Origin of the sequence: Celeribacter baekdonensis, from assembly GCF_900102315.1 — a bacterium.
GTDB lineage: Bacteria > Pseudomonadota > Alphaproteobacteria > Rhodobacterales > Rhodobacteraceae > Celeribacter > Celeribacter baekdonensis.
The window spans coordinates 106,570-122,220 of sequence record NZ_FNBL01000003.1 but is presented as its reverse complement, the minus strand read 5'-3'; the positions used below and the strand labels follow the sequence as shown (position 1 = coordinate 122,220).

At 57.6% G+C, this 15,651-nt stretch carries 17 protein-coding genes; 6 read left to right on the top strand and 11 right to left on the bottom strand.

All coding sequences use genetic code 11. From position 1 onward, the window contains the following. Window positions 1–93: 93 nt before the first annotated feature. On the bottom strand, window positions 94–423 hold the full coding sequence (locus tag BLT54_RS07070) for a nuclear transport factor 2 family protein (RefSeq protein ID WP_074642824.1): 330 nt from the start codon (window positions 421–423) through the stop codon (window positions 94–96). Between the two features lie 26 nt (window positions 424–449). After that, window positions 450–920, bottom strand: a complete 471-nt coding sequence (locus BLT54_RS07065) for a hypothetical protein (protein ID WP_074642820.1) — start codon at window positions 918–920, stop codon at window positions 450–452. Window positions 921–1,015: 95 nt separating this feature from the next. On the opposite strand from BLT54_RS07065, the gene BLT54_RS07060 reads away from it, so the two are divergent. After that, a complete protein-coding gene (locus BLT54_RS07060; protein WP_074642817.1) occupies window positions 1,016–1,924 on the top strand; it encodes a LysR family transcriptional regulator in 909 nt (302 codons plus the stop codon). A gap of 113 nt (window positions 1,925–2,037) precedes the next feature. Here the strand turns inward: BLT54_RS07060 and BLT54_RS07055 are convergent, their stop codons facing one another. Continuing rightward, window positions 2,038–2,940 (bottom strand): LysR family transcriptional regulator, encoded by a 903-nt coding sequence (locus BLT54_RS07055; RefSeq protein ID WP_074642814.1) that lies wholly within the window; start codon window positions 2,938–2,940, stop codon window positions 2,038–2,040. Window positions 2,941–3,070: 130 nt separating this feature from the next. On the opposite strand from BLT54_RS07055, the gene BLT54_RS07050 reads away from it, so the two are divergent. After that, complete coding sequence (locus BLT54_RS07050) at window positions 3,071–3,697, top strand: FMN-dependent NADH-azoreductase (protein ID WP_074642812.1); 627 nt, start codon at window positions 3,071–3,073, stop codon at window positions 3,695–3,697. A gap of 93 nt (window positions 3,698–3,790) precedes the next feature. On the opposite strand, the gene BLT54_RS07045 is transcribed toward BLT54_RS07050, so the two are convergent. Continuing rightward, the gene (locus tag BLT54_RS07045) at window positions 3,791–4,753 is read right to left on the bottom strand and encodes a GlxA family transcriptional regulator (RefSeq protein ID WP_218129374.1); all 963 of its coding nucleotides are present in this window, start codon (window positions 4,751–4,753) and stop codon (window positions 3,791–3,793) included. 86 nt (window positions 4,754–4,839) lie between these two features. Here BLT54_RS07045 and BLT54_RS07040 point away from each other — a divergent pair, with 86 nt between their 5' ends. Then, window positions 4,840–5,787: an alpha/beta fold hydrolase gene (locus tag BLT54_RS07040; RefSeq protein WP_245707973.1), complete on the top strand. Its 948-nt coding sequence runs from the start codon at window positions 4,840–4,842 to the stop codon at window positions 5,785–5,787. Window positions 5,788–6,048: 261 nt separating this feature from the next. Here BLT54_RS07040 and BLT54_RS07035 read toward each other — a convergent pair whose 3' ends face one another. The 5 genes from BLT54_RS07035 to BLT54_RS07015 all read right to left on the bottom strand — a co-directional run bounded on the left by BLT54_RS07035 (window position 6,049) and on the right by BLT54_RS07015 (window position 10,549). Continuing rightward, the gene (locus BLT54_RS07035) at window positions 6,049–6,678 is read right to left on the bottom strand and encodes a flavin reductase family protein (RefSeq protein WP_074642805.1); all 630 of its coding nucleotides are present in this window, start codon (window positions 6,676–6,678) and stop codon (window positions 6,049–6,051) included. Between the two features lie 57 nt (window positions 6,679–6,735). Next, window positions 6,736–7,659 (bottom strand): TRAP transporter substrate-binding protein, encoded by a 924-nt coding sequence (locus BLT54_RS07030; RefSeq protein ID WP_245707972.1) that lies wholly within the window; start codon window positions 7,657–7,659, stop codon window positions 6,736–6,738. Window positions 7,660–7,807: 148 nt separating this feature from the next. Beyond that, window positions 7,808–9,082, bottom strand: coding sequence for a TRAP transporter large permease (locus tag BLT54_RS07025; RefSeq protein WP_074642798.1), 1,275 nt, complete (start codon window positions 9,080–9,082; stop codon window positions 7,808–7,810). Next, complete coding sequence (locus BLT54_RS07020; RefSeq protein ID WP_245707971.1) at window positions 9,079–9,609, bottom strand: TRAP transporter small permease; 531 nt, start codon at window positions 9,607–9,609, stop codon at window positions 9,079–9,081. The genes BLT54_RS07025 and BLT54_RS07020 overlap by 4 nt, the downstream gene beginning before the upstream one ends. A 7-nt stretch (window positions 9,610–9,616) precedes the next feature. Next, window positions 9,617–10,549 carry a carbon-nitrogen hydrolase family protein gene (locus BLT54_RS07015; RefSeq protein WP_074642792.1) on the bottom strand — a complete coding sequence of 311 codons (933 nt, stop codon included), beginning with the start codon at window positions 10,547–10,549 and terminating at the stop codon, window positions 9,617–9,619. A 296-nt stretch (window positions 10,550–10,845) separates the two neighbouring features. Between BLT54_RS07015 and BLT54_RS07010 the strand changes: the two genes are divergently transcribed. Beyond that, window positions 10,846–11,592 (top strand): TrmB family transcriptional regulator, encoded by a 747-nt coding sequence (locus BLT54_RS07010; protein ID WP_074642788.1) that lies wholly within the window; start codon window positions 10,846–10,848, stop codon window positions 11,590–11,592. 354 nt (window positions 11,593–11,946) lie between these two features. Here BLT54_RS07010 and BLT54_RS07005 read toward each other — a convergent pair whose 3' ends face one another. Then, a complete protein-coding gene (locus BLT54_RS07005; protein ID WP_074642785.1) occupies window positions 11,947–12,483 on the bottom strand; it encodes a TetR/AcrR family transcriptional regulator in 537 nt (178 codons plus the stop codon). An 85-nt stretch (window positions 12,484–12,568) separates the two neighbouring features. Between BLT54_RS07005 and BLT54_RS07000 the strand changes: the two genes are divergently transcribed. Together BLT54_RS07000 and BLT54_RS06995 are read left to right on the top strand one after the other, a co-directional pair. Next, window positions 12,569–14,092 (top strand): MFS transporter, encoded by a 1,524-nt coding sequence (locus BLT54_RS07000; RefSeq protein WP_074642782.1) that lies wholly within the window; start codon window positions 12,569–12,571, stop codon window positions 14,090–14,092. Between the two features lie 38 nt (window positions 14,093–14,130). Then, the gene (locus BLT54_RS06995) at window positions 14,131–14,670 is read left to right on the top strand and encodes a GNAT family N-acetyltransferase (protein ID WP_074642779.1); all 540 of its coding nucleotides are present in this window, start codon (window positions 14,131–14,133) and stop codon (window positions 14,668–14,670) included. A 123-nt stretch (window positions 14,671–14,793) separates the two neighbouring features. Here BLT54_RS06995 and BLT54_RS06990 read toward each other — a convergent pair whose 3' ends face one another. Further along, window positions 14,794–15,318: a hypothetical protein gene (locus tag BLT54_RS06990; protein WP_176832839.1), complete on the bottom strand. Its 525-nt coding sequence runs from the start codon at window positions 15,316–15,318 to the stop codon at window positions 14,794–14,796. Window positions 15,319–15,651: the final 333 nt, after the last annotated feature.

The window sequence follows — 15,651 nt, the reverse complement described above, 5'->3', positions numbered from 1 at the left end:
CTCCCGGCAGCGTGGCCACCCTCATATCCCATAAGGCCCATGAGGTCGGCACGCGCTGGGAGGCGCATTTCCCCTCCAGATTCAGGGAGGATGTTATACGATGATCTTCAGCTCGGCGATCCTGTCCCCTTCAAGGACAAAGAAGTAACGCAAATCCACTGGGCTGCCGGGGAAGTTTCCCACGAGATGGCTGCTGACGACAGTTTTCCCGCCCTCCTCATGGATGGAAAAGGGCTCGACCGTATAGGTGTATTGCGTGGACGCATTCGCCATCCATTGCCGGATGGCATCGCGGCCCGTATATGTATTGCCCTCATCCATGACGACGGCGTCCTGCGTGAAGCATTCGGAAATCGCCTGTGCAGTGCCTTTTTTGTCCGTGGCGAAATATGCGGCGATCGGGGTTGGGAGGTCGATGGACATGATGTGTCTCCTTTGAATTGGGGGGATCAGCGGCGGCCGCCAACGGGGCCGTCCGAGCTTTTGGTTCGGGTCGGGATTTGCGCCTTGGGCACGAAGGTCAGAGCAGCAACCGCGTCGACGGTTTCGGGCTGGGCATGTGCGTCGCGGCCCTCAAAGGATGCATCAAGCAACAAACGCAATGATCTGTTGGTCTCCATCGGCAGGAAGGAGATCATGCAGACCTCTTCGAGCGAAGCTGCTTCAGCCACCTCGATGAGCTCATCCTTAAGATCTTCACGTGTGTAGGTGATGATGTATTTGTAATCCTGATCAAGGGTATAGAGCTTGGACTCTCGCAGGCTTGCCGGCACATCGCTGTCCCTGAAGTTCCACAAGAACTTTGCGGGACCGCCAACCACCGGACCGCCAAACACAAGTTGCTTGGCGATGAGTGCATCGAGAATTCGGTATGCCTGAGCCGTTTGCTCGGCGCTGATGAAGGCTTGGTAATACTGCATTTCTTGCTCCGTTTCTGTGTGCTTACACCTTAGGGTCTTGATTGAATCCTGATAATAGGGACAAATATGGATGAGGAATTTCGATTTTCAGGACAATGGGCAGCTACAATCTCACAGATTTCGATGCAGTGATTGCGATAAGTCGCAGAGGCTCGTTCCGTGCCGCTGCGCTTGATCTCGGACTGTCGACCACGGCTCTGAGCAATGCGATTGCCAAGCTGGAGGGGCAGCTGGGCGTGCGACTTTTCAATCGGACGACGCGCAGTGTCTCGCTCACCGATGCGGGGCGCAGATTTGTTGATCAGATGACACCTGCCCTGAAGGACATCTATCAAGCCCTCGACGCTGTGCGCTCCGAACAAGAGACGCCGTCGGGCACATTGCGCATCAATGCATTCGCGACGGCCGCGCGCGAGATCATCGAACCCTTGATCATCGAATTCCTGCGACGGTTTCCCGAAGTTCACATTGATCTGGTGACCGAAGGCAATTTCGTCGACATCGTGGCCGAAGGCTTTGACTTCGGGGTGCGTAGCGAACATCGCGTCCCCACGGATATGATTGCGATCCCTCTTGGTCCTGCGCGGCGATACGCGGTGGTCGCAACACCATCGTATCTTGCAAATCGCAATCAGCCCCGCGTGCCGTCCGATCTTCTGGCACACGCTTGCGTCTGCACACGTTTGCCAAATGGAGCGATGTTTCGCTGGCAGTTCAAAGACCACGATCACCTTTTACAGGTAGATGTGCGCGGCCCTGTCACTTTGGACGAAGCCAGTCTGGCGCGCACGGCTGTGTTGAATTCGGTGGGCATTGGCTTTTTCATGGAATCCGATGTGCTCAATGACATCGAGACCGGAAGAGTGGTGCGACTTCTTGAAGACTGGACGCCAAAAATCGCACCGCTGTGTCTTTACTATCCCAGTCGTCGCAACCCGCCTGCGGCCTTCAAGGTCTTTGTCGACCTTGCGCGCGAACTCGCCCGCTCGTCCCAAAAGTGCTGAACGCTCCGGCTTGCCGCAAAGCCCCGGTAGACGCCGGGTTTTTGATGTGCAGAGGCCGTCAGGTCAAAGGCTTTCGGTTGCACGGCGCGCGTTTTGCGCCGCAACGGGACGGATCATGTATCAACCTGCCCAACCAAGCCCTTACCGTTTTTCAACTCTTCGATCAAAGCCTCGATCAGCAGCGTGACCTTGGCGGGTGCGCGCGGGTTTGGCGGGCGCAGCGTGTAGATGCCGTATTCAGGCGACGGAAACTCCGTAAGAAGCGGCACGAGGTCGCCCCGTTCCAAGTGGCGCGCAGCCAGAAAGGCAGGAACGTTCCCGATCCCAAGGCCGGCTGACGCCCATTGCAAAATGGTTTCGCCGCTGTCTGTCCGCAACCGGCCCTGCGGACGGATCGAAACCCACCGGCGCCCGACGCGAAACCGCCAATCGCCGCCTCCCGTGTAGGAGATACATTGGTGATTTTCCAGATCGGCCGGGACCTGCGGGACACCTTTGCGCTCCAGATATGCGGGACTGGCAAACAGCACCGCACGGATCGGTGCGATTTTGCGACCAATCAGGCTGGCTTCGCGTGGCTCGCCAATCCGTATGGCAAGATCGAACCCCTCGCCCACCAGATCGACAATACGGTCGGTGAAGACTGCGTCAATCTGCAAGCGTGGATATTGCTTTGCGATCACGCCAAGCAAAGGGGCGACAACCTTGTCCATTGACTGCGGGGCCGTCAACCGAAGCTGTCCGGTCAGATCGCCCCCCTTGCCGATCACCGCTTCTCGTGCCTCGGCCACTTCCGACAGTATCCGTTCGCAGCGCATCCGAAATTCCTGCCCGGCCTCGGTCGGCACAACACCCCGCGTGGATCGCGTAAAGAGTTGCACCCCAAGATCCTCCTCCATCGCAGAGATTCGACGGCTGACAATGGACTTGGACAGGCCCAACCGGGATGCCGCACGATTGACGCCGCCGGAGTTGGCGACTTCGACAAAGCACCGCATATCCTCGAATCCGCTCATTTTACTGTTCCTAATTTAGCAACACCATAGCGCAATATTCCAATCTAGCGACACAAATTTCGTAACACTAGATAGGAGCTACGAGACAATCACCCCTTCGAGACAATCACCCCTTACGGAGTTCCCGGCCATGACCAATGTTCTAGCCCTGCGAAGCAGTATCCTCGGTGACGCTTCTGCCTCAAACCAGCTCATCAACGAAGCCATCGCCAGCCTGCGCACTCAGGAGCCCACAATACGGATCATCGAGCGGGATCTGGTGACCAACCCCATCCCCCATTTTGACGGCGACGCAGCAAACGGCCTTCGGCAGGATCCGCTCAACGCCGAACAGCGCAAGGCGCGTGCCTTGTCTGACGCGTTGATTCAGGAGGTTCAGGCGGCGGACATCCTCTTGATTGGCGCGCCTATGTACAATTTTGGAATCCCGTCGGCACTGAAAAGCTGGTTCGACTATGTACTGCGCGCGGGCGTCACGTTTCGGTATTCCGAAACCGGCCCAGAGGGTCTGTTGACCGGAAAATCCGCCGTCGTCGTATTGACCCGTGGCGGGTCTTACAGCGATGGGCCGGCCAGCGCGATGGATGCCCAGGCACCGCATCTGCGCGCGCTTCTCGGCTTCGTCGGGATCACGGATCAGAAGTTCGTGCTGGCAGAGAAGCTCGCCTTGGGGCCTGAGGAACGCAAAGCGTCGATGGGCCTGGCAAAGGACAAGATCATTGACGCGTTTCAAATCGCATTGGCCGAACTTGTATAAGCCCTGCTCTCTCTGACACAGAGTCCGCAGCGCCAAGGCGGTGTCCGTTTCAGTCGCTGTGCGACGACAACTGACATCGCCTTGGCCCTCGTGTCATCCGGCGATGCCGAATTGTTGGCGGTAGGCCGCCGGGCCCAGCCCGGTCAGCTTTTGGAAAAGTTTGCGAAATGCCGCCGCGTCGGAATATCCGACATCCCAAGCGATGTTTTCAACGGGAGTCAGCGAACGCTCCAGCGCCTCGCGTGCTTTTGCGATCCGCACCTGTTGCAAATACTCAACGGGCGTAAAGCCCGTCGCCGCACGGAACCGGCGCAGGAATGTTCGCCCCGTCATCCCCGCCCTGTCAGCCAGGTCGGCCACACCCTGCATCGTCGAGGCATGGGCATGAATATAGTGCTGGCTGGCGCGCACGGCATCATCGCCATGATCAAACCGCGGAACAAACTGCGCAAAGGGCCGCTGGCTTTGCCGCGGCGGTTCGATCAAGAGGAACCGTGCCGTTGCCAGCATCGTGGCCGGACCAAGCAGGCGATCGACAAGAGTCAGGCCAAGATCGGCCCATGCAAGAATTCCGCCTGCAGTGATGATGTCGCCGTCATCCACCACCATATGTTCGTCCGCCAGATGAATTTTGGGAAACCGTTCCGCCAGTTGACGGGCAAAAGCCCAGTGCGTCGTCGCACTTCGACCATCGATCAGCCCGGTTTCGGCCAACACGAAGGCCCCGGCACAGACCGAACACAGCGTGGCCCCCTTTGAATGCTGATCAGACATCCAGGCGGCGGCGACGGGCGCGGGCGCCATGCGGTCGGGCATGATGATGCTGGGCGGGGCGATCACATGCGTCAGCTGGTGCGGGCTGCCAGGGTGGCTGTCCCAGATACAGGTGACGCCGTCGTCATCTGACTGCCAGTGCGACACGCGCACCTCGCGTGCGACCTCTCCTGTCCATTCCCCCGCGATACGGAACAGATCCGTCAACCCATAGATAGCGGCCAGTTGGCAGCCTGGATAAAGCAGCAGGCCAATATCTGCGACGATCACATCGTTTGTCACTTTTGCCCCGCTCATTGTCATTTACGCCACGTCCATCCTTCGTCTCCACCGCATAGTTTGTCCATACCGAAACGAAAGGCACCGCGATGAACACAACGATCACAAGACGGACACTGATCACCTCTGCGGCAGCCGCAGCCGCCCTACTCATCTTGCAACGCAACAGCGCCAACGCACAAACACAAACACAAGGAGACATCATCATGTCGACATTCACCACCACCGACGGAACAAACATCTTTTACAAAGACTGGGGCCCGCGCGACGCGCAACCGGTCGTCTTCCACCACGGCTGGCCCCTGTCGAGCGACGACTGGGACGGCCAGTTGCTCGCCTTCCTTGAGCAGGGCTTTCGCGTCATCGCCCATGACCGTCGCGGCCACGGCCGCTCGGACCAGCCCGAACACGGGCATGACATGGACACCTATGCGCAGGACGTCGTCGAACTGGCCCGCGCCTTGGACCTGAAGAACGCCATCCATATCGGCCACTCCACTGGCGGTGGCGAGGCCACGCGCTATGCCGCCATCGCCGAACCTGGACGGGTTGCCAAGGTCGTGCTGATCGGCGCGGTGACGCCAGTCATGGCCCAGACCGCATCGAACCCTGAAGGCATTCCGCTTGAGGTGTTCGACGGGTTCCGCGCTTCGCTGATCAAGAACCGGGCGCAATTCTATCTCGACATCGCGTCAGGCCCGTTTTTTGGCTTCAACCGCGAGGGTGCCGAGATCAGCGAAGGACAGATCCGCCATTGGTATCAGCAAGGTATGACGGGCAGCGCGAAAGCGCACTACGATTGCATCAAGGCTTTTTCGGAGACTGATTTCACTGAAGATCTGAAATCTCTGGATGTGCCGGTCCTGGTCCTGCACGGCGAGGATGACCAGCTTGTGCCCATCGACAACACGGCGCGCCGAGCTGTGAAGATGCTGAAGAACGGCACGCTGAAAACCTACCCGGGTCTGTCGCACGCCGCCTTTGCAACGCATCCCGATCTGGTCAACGCCGATCTGCTGGCCTTTGCCAAAGCGTAATCGAAACCGAAACCGAAACCACGGGTGGGGTGGCAGGCGTTCGCCTGTCCCCTGCCTTTGTCAGTGACTTTGACAAAGTGGACCATCCGAAACGCTTAAAGACGGCGCGTCCAAGACCAAGCGCAAACGCATAGATCCGCATGGCCCGAAACCACCCGCCAAAGTGTGGCCTTTGAGACGACACGGCGAAATCTCACAGTAAGGCACAGCACTACTCGGATGCAAAAGCCCGGTCGCCTTCGAGCGACAAGTTGTTCAAAGTCAATCAAGCGGCTGAGTTTGACTGTCGGGACGCGCGAGATTGAAACGATCTGATGTTCTGCAATAGAGGCCCGCGCCTCCCATGCGCGCAATGGGGGTATAAGCGTCAAGATCAATTGTGGCCGCGCTTGGGTCGATCATCAGTTCATCTTGAATGTAAAGAGACAGTATCTCTCCCAGGACGATTTTCTGTTGCGTGCGCGTCGATATGACTTGCATCAACTGACATTCCAGCCGGACGGGAGAATGCGCAACCCCAGGAACGCCATTGGCGACGGCAGGGCAAAGCGCAACGGCGGCCATGTCTGCTTCGCTCTCGGTACAGGGCAAATCCGTTGCGGTTTGGTTCATCAACAAAGCAAGCTCTTCGGTCACCAAATTCACCGTAAAGCGCCCGGTTTGTGTGATGTTGCGCACCGTGTCTTTGAGCGATTTTTCGGGATGTTCCAAAATCCCAAGCGCAACCACCGCAGGGTCATGGCCCATCACATTGAAAAAACTATAGGGAGCAAGGTTGACGACGCCATTGGGAGAGAGGGTTGAGACCCACGCAATCGGACGCGGCACCACGAGGGAAGACAGGAGTTTATATCGCTTCCGTGCCTCTAAGGACAGCATATCGTATTGCATTGAAACCCCTTTATAAACATGGCTGCCCCGCCATATGAATGACAGGGCAGCGCGGCATTATTGTGTTGCTGTACGGTCTGCAGCGTCAAGCAGGACCGCGAGCATTTCGGCGGTTTTTGGGTCGTCGTTCAAAAGCTCAAGAACGGCCACCCGCATCTCAGAGAGAAGGGCGTCGCGCTCTTCTTTGGGGAGGTAGTGGACGGTGCCGCCCATTTCTTCCCAGGTTTTGTAAGCATTGGCCTGATCTTCCAAAACATAGTCGTAAAGCTCTGGCTCCAGAGCTGTGGCTTCTTCGCGCAGCATCGCTTGCAGGTCTTCTGGCAAAGTGTCCCACCAGATTTTGCTGACCATCATGACTTCGCCCATCACGCCATCTTCGGTGGCGGTGATGTGTTTCACGATGTCGTAAAGTTTGAGGGACGTGAATGCAGGCGGGGAGCTTTTCATCCCATCCACGGTCCCTTGTTGCAACGCTGTGGCAACCTCGCTGAAGTCAATCGGGACAGCCGTGGCACCCATGAGTTCCACACCTTTGCGCTCAACCTTTGAGGCGAGAACGCGGAGCTTTTTGCCGTTAAATGCCGCAACCGTGTCGCCCTCAAAGGCGGTCGCAAAGGCCGTGTTGCCGTAGATATATGTGCCGAGACCCACGAGGCCCTTGTCGGTGCCGAGATTGAGAAATGTCTCGCGAAATGTCGGGTCGCTGAACACCCGTTGGGCGTGGCGGGCGTCTTCAAAAATCGCGGGAAGGTCGGTGACCTGATAGCGCGAGTCGACGCCAACGAGGTAGGCGGCGGGCCCCGTGTAGAACTCGACCGTCCCAAATTGCAGACCCTCGATCATGCGGGCGTTCGACCCAAGCTGTGCTGCGGGGTAGAGTTCGGTTTTGATCCGCCCCTCGGAGCGCGCTTCGACCCGTGTGGCAAAGCGTTTGATGGCTTCGGTTTGCACGTCATTCACGGTGGCGGTTGCGAGTTTCATTGTGAACTCTTGTGCAAGCGCGGGTGCGGCCCCGAGGGTGGCGAACAAGAGACATGCACCTGCGGCGTTGACCACACTGCGTCGGTTGGGGCGGAAAATTGACATAGGGGAGCTCCATTCATGTTGAGGTTGAGGTGAGAGTGTCAGTTCAAAACAAGAGTTGGGGGAGGGAGATCGCTGGCACATAGGTGATCAAAAGCAGCGCCAGCGTTTGCAGGATGATAAAGGGCACCAACCCTGCGCTGATGCGCGAAATCGGAACGCCGAACAGGGCGTGGGAGGTAAAAATGTTCAGGCCGAAGGGCGGTGTGAACATGCCGATACTCAGGTTCACGGCCATGATGACGCCAAAGTGGACAAGGTTCACGTCAAGATGCGTGACCACAGGCACCAGCATCGGCGTCAAAAGAACGATCGCGGAGACCGGGTCCATCAGACAGCCGACGATCAACAAGAACACGTTGATGGTCAGCAACACCACCCAAGGCTCGCTTGACGCGGCTTCGACAAAATTGACGAGCGTTTGCGGAACGCCGCTGGTCGTGAGAACCCATGAAAACACGCCAGAGGCCGCGACGACGAGCAAGATTTGCGCGGTCAGATGGGCAGAGCTGAGCACAACGGCCCAAATTTCGCGCCAGGTGATTTCACGATAAAAGAACCGTGCGACCAAGACCCCGTAGACGCCCGCCATGCCCGCCGACTCCGTCGGTGAGAATATACCCGAATAGATGCCCCCCAGGATGACCACAGGTGTGCCAAGCGCAGGCAGAGCAGCAAGAAAGAGCGAAAGCGCCTCGCCCTTTTGCGGTTTGTTGGCGGGAGACGGGGTCATTTTGCGCGACACCCAAAGGATGTATCCGGCAATCACAAGACCGAGCAACAAAGCGGGCACGATCCCCGCGGCAAAGAGCGCGGTGACGGATTGCTCAGACGATGCCGCATAGAGGATCATCAAGATGCTTGGTGGCATGACACTGGCGATACCGCCCGCAGAGGTGATGAGGCCAAGCGAAAACTTCTCGCTATATCCCCCTTCGCGCAGGCTTGGATACATCAGTCGGCCGATGGCTGCGACAGTCGCGGGGCTTGACCCGGAGACCGCACCGAAAAACTCGCTCGCGCCGATGGCCGTCATCGGTCGGGCAGATTTCAATCCACCGCAGAGCATCAAGATGCAATTGACAATGCGCCGCGAAACGCCGCCGCGCGACATGATTTCGCCTGCGAAGATAAAGAACGGCACCGAGAGCAAGGCGAATTTATCAAGGCCGCCGAACATGATTTGCGGCACCATCGTGGCGGGTACGCTCATCTGTGTCATGATCGCGACGCTCGCGGTGGTGAGCAGGACCAAATAGATTGGCAGACCTATGATCAACAAAAGCAACGGCACGCCGCCGAGGATAGCAATAAGTGTCATTTGGAACCTGCCAGTGCATCTTGAACCTCGACGGGGTCGGAGGTGTTAAGGCGTTTATCTGAGACGAGAAGCGAGAGGCTGCGCGCCATGCCGCCAAGGCAGGCCAACACGAAAGCGGCGAGGATAGAGCCATTGACATATTGCTTGGGGATTTCGGCCACATTGGTCACTTGTGAAAAACGGGCGACCAGTTCGACAACAAGGTAAGCATTATAGGCGAAATATCCGCACAGGGCCGTGCCGGTGGCGGCAAGGCCAAACGCGACCCATCGCTGTGCTGAGCGCGACAGCAGCGGTTTGAGAATTTCAGCGGACAGGTTTTCACCCCGCAAGGTCAGCCGGTATGACATCAGGCAGACCGACCAGATGATGAGCAGGGTTGTGACCTCTTCGGCCCAGAAGATCGGACTGTGAAACAGGTAACGCCCCGCAACATTGGCGGCGTTGATCAGCAGGGCCGCGGCGAATGCGCCCCCCGAGAGCAGGTCGAGCATTTGGATTATAAAGGTGGACAGGCGCTGCATCATCGACCCCTCACCCATCCGCTTTGGAATAGGTGACAGGCGCGCGGGCTGTCGTATTCACCCGCAGTTCGAAAACGTCCGGGCGCGCGTAGTGTCCTGCGGCGTCAAAATCGAGTTTGGCCCGCGTCACAGCGTCAAGATCAATCTCCGCGACAAGGATGCCCTCTTCGTCAAACAACGGCCCGGCAAGGACATTGCCCAACGGATCAAGGATCACGCTACCGCCCCGCATCATGATGCGCTCGGGGTCGGTGCGGTTGAACGCATAATCCTCAGGGAAATCTTTTTCCCAAAGCACTTGGCAGCTTGAAAACACAAAGGTACGCCCTTCGAGGGCAATGTGTTTCATTGTCGCTTGCCAACTGTCTCGATCATCGGCGGTGGGCGCGCAATACAGGTTGATGCCCTGCCCATACATGGCCATGCGCATCATCGGCATATAATTTTCCCAGCAGATCACAGCGCCGAGTTTGCCGATTTCCGTATCAAACGTAGGCAGGGTCGAGCCATCGCCAAAGCCCCAAACAAGACGCTCTGCGCCCGTCGGCATCAATTTGCGATGCTTGCCCAAAAGCTGCCCATCGGGACCAAAAAAGACGACCGTACAATAGAGCGTGCCCACATCGCGTTCGATGACCCCCATGACGAGGTGAAGCCCGGCTGCGGCTGCGGCCTGCCCCAACCGATCCGTCTCGGCGCTGGGGATTTCAATGGCGCTGTCCGCATAGCGGCGGAACTCTTCGCGGCCTGCATGGGTTCGGACACCGACAGAGATGTCGTACGTCTGCTCTTTGGGATAGGCCGAAATATAAGCTTCGGGGAAAACGGCAAGGTGACAGCCCTGCGCGCCAGCTTCGGCAATCAACGCCTCCGCTTTGGACAGGCTTGCCTCGATATCGAATGGCACAGCCCCTGCCTGAATCACTGCCGCTTTGAAAGTCATCGGTCACCTCACATTAGTCGATCATTATAGACACTCTTATTCTGTGCTAATTTTGAAGCTTTATGTCAATTCCACACAAAAAATTCGGAAATTTCCAGTGTAATTGGCGTATATATCGCCAAGTCTTGATGTTTTTGCCTATTTATTGTGCAGTATCTTCAGGCATGCACAATAGTGTCGATCATTTTCGACACAAATTAACCGCAACATGTCGAGCAGTTTCGACAGGAAAGATTCCCTTGTATGCGATATGAAGCCACATTATTTTATAGGCTTAGGGGATTGAGGAGTGCCTGATGTATGATTTTCAAAGCAAACTGTCGAAGCTGGGCATTAGTGGCACGCTCTACAGGTTATATGTGGCCGCCATTGAGTTGGGTGAGGCGCCGATCTCCGATGTCGCGACACGCGCAGGATTGGTGCGCACCACGGCATATGACGCGCTTTCCCGTTTGGAAGAGGAGGGCCTCGTTGCCATCGTGAAAAGCGGCAACAAGCGCATCGTCGTCGCCGAAGACCCATCTGTGTTGCTGGAGCGGATAGAAGCCCGCAAACAGATGCTCAACGACGTGATGCCGGAGTTGCGCTCGCTCTACAATCGCGCGAAAGGCAAACCTCGCATCCGGTATTACGAGGGGCGCGACGGTATTTTAATCGCGCTGAAAGACACATTGACCATCAAAGGGGCAAATCCGACGTTGATGGGGATTTTGTCCATGGATGAGCTGCGTGATGTTCCGGGGCTTGAGGAAATGGAGCAATTTATCGCCTCTCGGATAGAGAAAGGGATTTGGCTACGGGTGATCAGATCCCGCACAAAAGATGTGGCCTCCATTTGGCCGTCCGACCCAAGCGACCTGCGCCACCTCCGTTTCGCGCCCGAGAACGTTCTCTTGTCGATGACCACATTTATCTATGATGACAAAGTCTGCCTCATCTCATCCATGCGCGAAAACTATGGCATGATCATTGAAAGCGTAGAATTCGCGGCAATGCAGCGGCAATTGTTTGAAGCGTTGTGGGCGACCTCTTCAGACATGTGATCTGTGCCACCCCTTCCCAACAGGCATGGGAAACGCCAGAGCATAAAGCGCGCAGCAAACCTCAACACAGAATTTGACACAGAGCCGGATTCCGGTCGTTTGTTACGCAGGGCACGAAGGGTAACTTTGCCGGGGGCTGAAAGCGCTTGAACGCGTTCAGAACGATTGCCTTATCCGAGCCGACAAAAGCCGCTCTTATCACACTCTTGGATCGTCCGGGTGAACCGGCCACGGTATCTTGCGCTCATGGCTTCGGAGTTTTCCTTCAGGGCCGCCTGCGCCGCTGGCCGGATTGGCGCGACCCTACAGACAGCGGCGGGGCTGTGGCGGCTGATTTGCCGAATTCTGTGGCTGTCATTTCGTCAGGCGCAGCAGGATTGCCTCGACATCGTCCAGAAGGCCCGTCCAGTCTCCATCTTCGTCAATCCCATTGATCCGCATTAGGAAAAGGCCCTCGACGGCGAGAAAGGCCACGCGCGCAGCCTGCGCGTCAGGCGTCGTTTCAGCAAGGCGCGCGAAGATGCCCCGATACCAGTCACGTGTTTCCTGCAAATTGGCCGGGTCCTCCAGATAGCTGACCAAAAGCGCCGCCATCTTCGCATTCATCGCCTGCTGCGACGCCCGTGTCGCCGCAATGTAGCGCTGGACGAAACCGATCGGATCAGCCGCTTCCACGTCCCCCAGCAGGGATTCGAACTGTATGGTCCAGCGGTCGATCAGGCCACGCACAAGCGCGTCCTTGCTGGCGAAAGAATATTGCACGCCGCCTTTCGAGATACCGGCCGCCTGCGCCAATGCGCCAATGGTCAGCGCCGCGCCGCCCCCACTGCGCACGATCTCGTCTGCCAGATCTAGCAACCTGTCGCGGCTGATTGTCGGTGTCCTACCCATCTGTCCCCTGATCCGTTCACATCCCCATTGAAATCCATACGTATGTATTTATATCGACGCATGCAACCGAATCCTGAGGTGAATCATGTCCGCCCATGCCCCCGATCCAAAACGCTGGCTTGTGTTGCTGGCGGTCATGCTGGCCTTTCTGCCCGTGGTGCTGGACATGACAATCCTGCATGTCGCGGTGCCCAGCCTGACTCAGGCACTGAACGCTTCGGGGACCGAGGTCTTGTGGATCATCGACATCTACCCCCTGCTGATGGCCGGATTACTCGTGCCGATGGGCACGCTGTCCGACCGGGTCGGCAATCGCCGGATCCTGCTGACCGGGCTGACGCTCTTTGCCGCCGCCTCGACCTGGGCAGCCTTTGCCCAAAGTGCAACCGCCCTGATTGCCGCACGGGTGTGCCTTGCGCTGGGGGGATCAATGATCATGCCTTGCGTCTTGGGCCTGATCCGCAAGACCTTCGAAGAGGAAGGCGAGCGCGCCATGGCGCTTGGGCTCTGGGGCACAGTCGGCGCGGCAGGAGCCGCTGTCGGGCCGCTGATCGGCGGGGCCCTGCTGGAGCAGTTCTGGTGGGGATCTGTCTTCTTGATCAACGTGCCGGTCATGCTGATCGTGGCCCCGACGTGCTGGCTGTTGCTGCCCCGCATCGAACAGACCACGCCGGGCAAATGGCCCATCGGTCAGGCGCTGCTGCTGATTGTCGGCATGATATCGGTCGTCTACGCGATTAAGGCCGGTTTCGGTGCCAAGCACCCCCTGTCGGTTGTCGCCCTTATCCTCACTTTCGGCATTGCAATTCTGACGCTGTTTGCACGCAAGCAATTGCGCGCAACTGCGCCGATGTTGGACCTTTCTCTACTGTCCCATCCCACCATTGTTGCTGGTCTAATGATGGCGATTGTTGCCTCGGGCGCATTAGCCGGGGTCGAACTGACACTGGCACAAGAACTGCAATATGTGCTGGCAAAGACCCCGTTGCAGGCGGGCCTGTTCATGATCCCGATCATGGCAGCGGCGGCTCTGGGCGGGCCAGTCGCGGGTTACCTGTCCAATCGCTTCGGCCTGCGCCGCGTTGCCAGCCTGTCACTGTTGATCTCGGGGGCGGCGCTGCTGTTTCTGGCGCGAAGCGATTTCCACCAGCCAGGCGCTCTGGTGCCGCTGGCACTTGCCGTCTTGGGGCTGACGCTCAGCATTGGGCTGACCGCCTCGTCCATCGCGATCATGGGTGCAATCGAGGCCAGCAAAGGCGGCGCGGCAGGTGCGTTGGAGGCAACCGGATATGAACTGGGGACCGGTCTGGGGATTGCCTTTTTCGGGATGTTCATGTCGGGCGTATTCAGCCGCGCGATAGACCTGCCCGACACCCTGCCATCTGCCTTGGCTGCACAGGCCGCCCAGACAATCGGCGATGTCTACATCGTGGCAAACCAACTGGGCCCCGAACAAGCCGCGGCACTGATCGAGGCCGGCAAGACCGCCTTTAGCCAGACCCATTCCGTGCTGCTGACCACCTCGGCCATCGTGATCGCGACGCTGGCTGTCATGGTCTTCATCATCATTGCACGGGACCACAGATCACCGGTGACATCGCAACATTGATCGTCAAAAATCCATAAATCTTGGAAAGGTAACAAGCTATGCAACCCATCGAAACAGAACGCCTTATTCTCAGGAATTTCAGAGAGAGCGACGCGGAGGCCCTCTACGCTTATCTGCGCTCACCCGTTTCCAACTGTTTTCTGTCTCTCAAACTGTCGGATATGGACGCTGCTTTGGCCGAGGCGGGAAAGCGCAGCCAAGATAATGAACAAATCGCCGTCTGCCTCAAGGATACCGGTACGCTTATTGGCGATCTTTTCGCGCATGTCGAAGAGGATACGGTCTCGGTCGGGTGGAACTTCAACCCGGCGTTCTCAGGGAAAGGCTATGCGACGGAGGCCGCGCGCGCACTCTTTGCGCATGTGTTCGACACTGTGGGGGCACGCCGCGTCTACGCCTATGTTGAAGATCACAATCTCCCCTCGCAGCGCCTTTGCGAACGGCTGGGAATGCGGCAGGAGGGCCTCTTTGTCGAATATATCTCATTCACCAATGACCCCGCAGGCAATCCGGTCTACGAAAATACCATGCAATACGCCCTCCTGCGGCGGGAGTGGATGATCCGCAGTTCTCACTGACCCACAGACGTCCCAGTTCAGAAGGGCGCCGAAAGTGCCCATGACAGAAAGACATCCTTTCTGCTCAGACTGAACCGCTGAGGGAGGTGCAGGAGCTATGCCCGAAAGTTGGTGGCGGCCTGATCAGGCGGCGGTTTGAATTTGCTTGATGCCGTCGATGCAAGCAATGCCCTGAATAATCTCCGGCATTCGGTTTACTCCATTCAGCTTTTGCCATTTCCCAAAGGGCCACTCATCAAGGCGCGCATATGAGGCATGGTCCACTTCGAGGATGAAGAACGGCATCAGCACATGGAACAGTTGCGCGGGGGATTTCAGCAGGTCCTTCCCTTTCTTGGTCAGGAGGAACTTTCCCTTGTAGGGACGCCCGAGTTTTCGTCGGAGCAACAGGAAATGCACGAACTGGATCGGTGGAAATTCGTATTCGTTGACGACCTTGCTGACGCTGAAGGCCTCCTCAAGGCCGAACCCCGGCCAATTGACATGTTCGACGGTCCAGTGAACGAACTTGCGTTGGAAAGTTTTCGTGGCGGTCAGGCCGATGCCATTGTTCTCGGCGGCATACGCCATGGTGTACTGCGCCGCCCGGAGCAGTGGGGAATATTGCAAGGCGGGATTGTCATCAGTGAGCTTGCGAAATTCGATCATGGGACCACCGTCATACGTCGTTTGCTACCACCTTGGCTGCGACGGGGCGTTTTAGAACAAATGAAATATTGTCTGTAATTCTGAGACGACACCCTTCTGACGTGCGCGCGACACCCGTGCGCTCGACACCAAGGCGGATCACCGCCAATGCGATAGGAACTGTTCAATACGCTGCTGTCTCACGGCAACTGCCGCGACGCCTTGATCATCGAGAAAGCAGTCACCGACACAAATACGCCCACTTCCAAATCGCAGGAACCCGTCCTGCCATCAAGCATTGCCGACCCAAACAGCTTTTCGACGCGGGGCGCACGACGGTCTGGTGAGCGCACG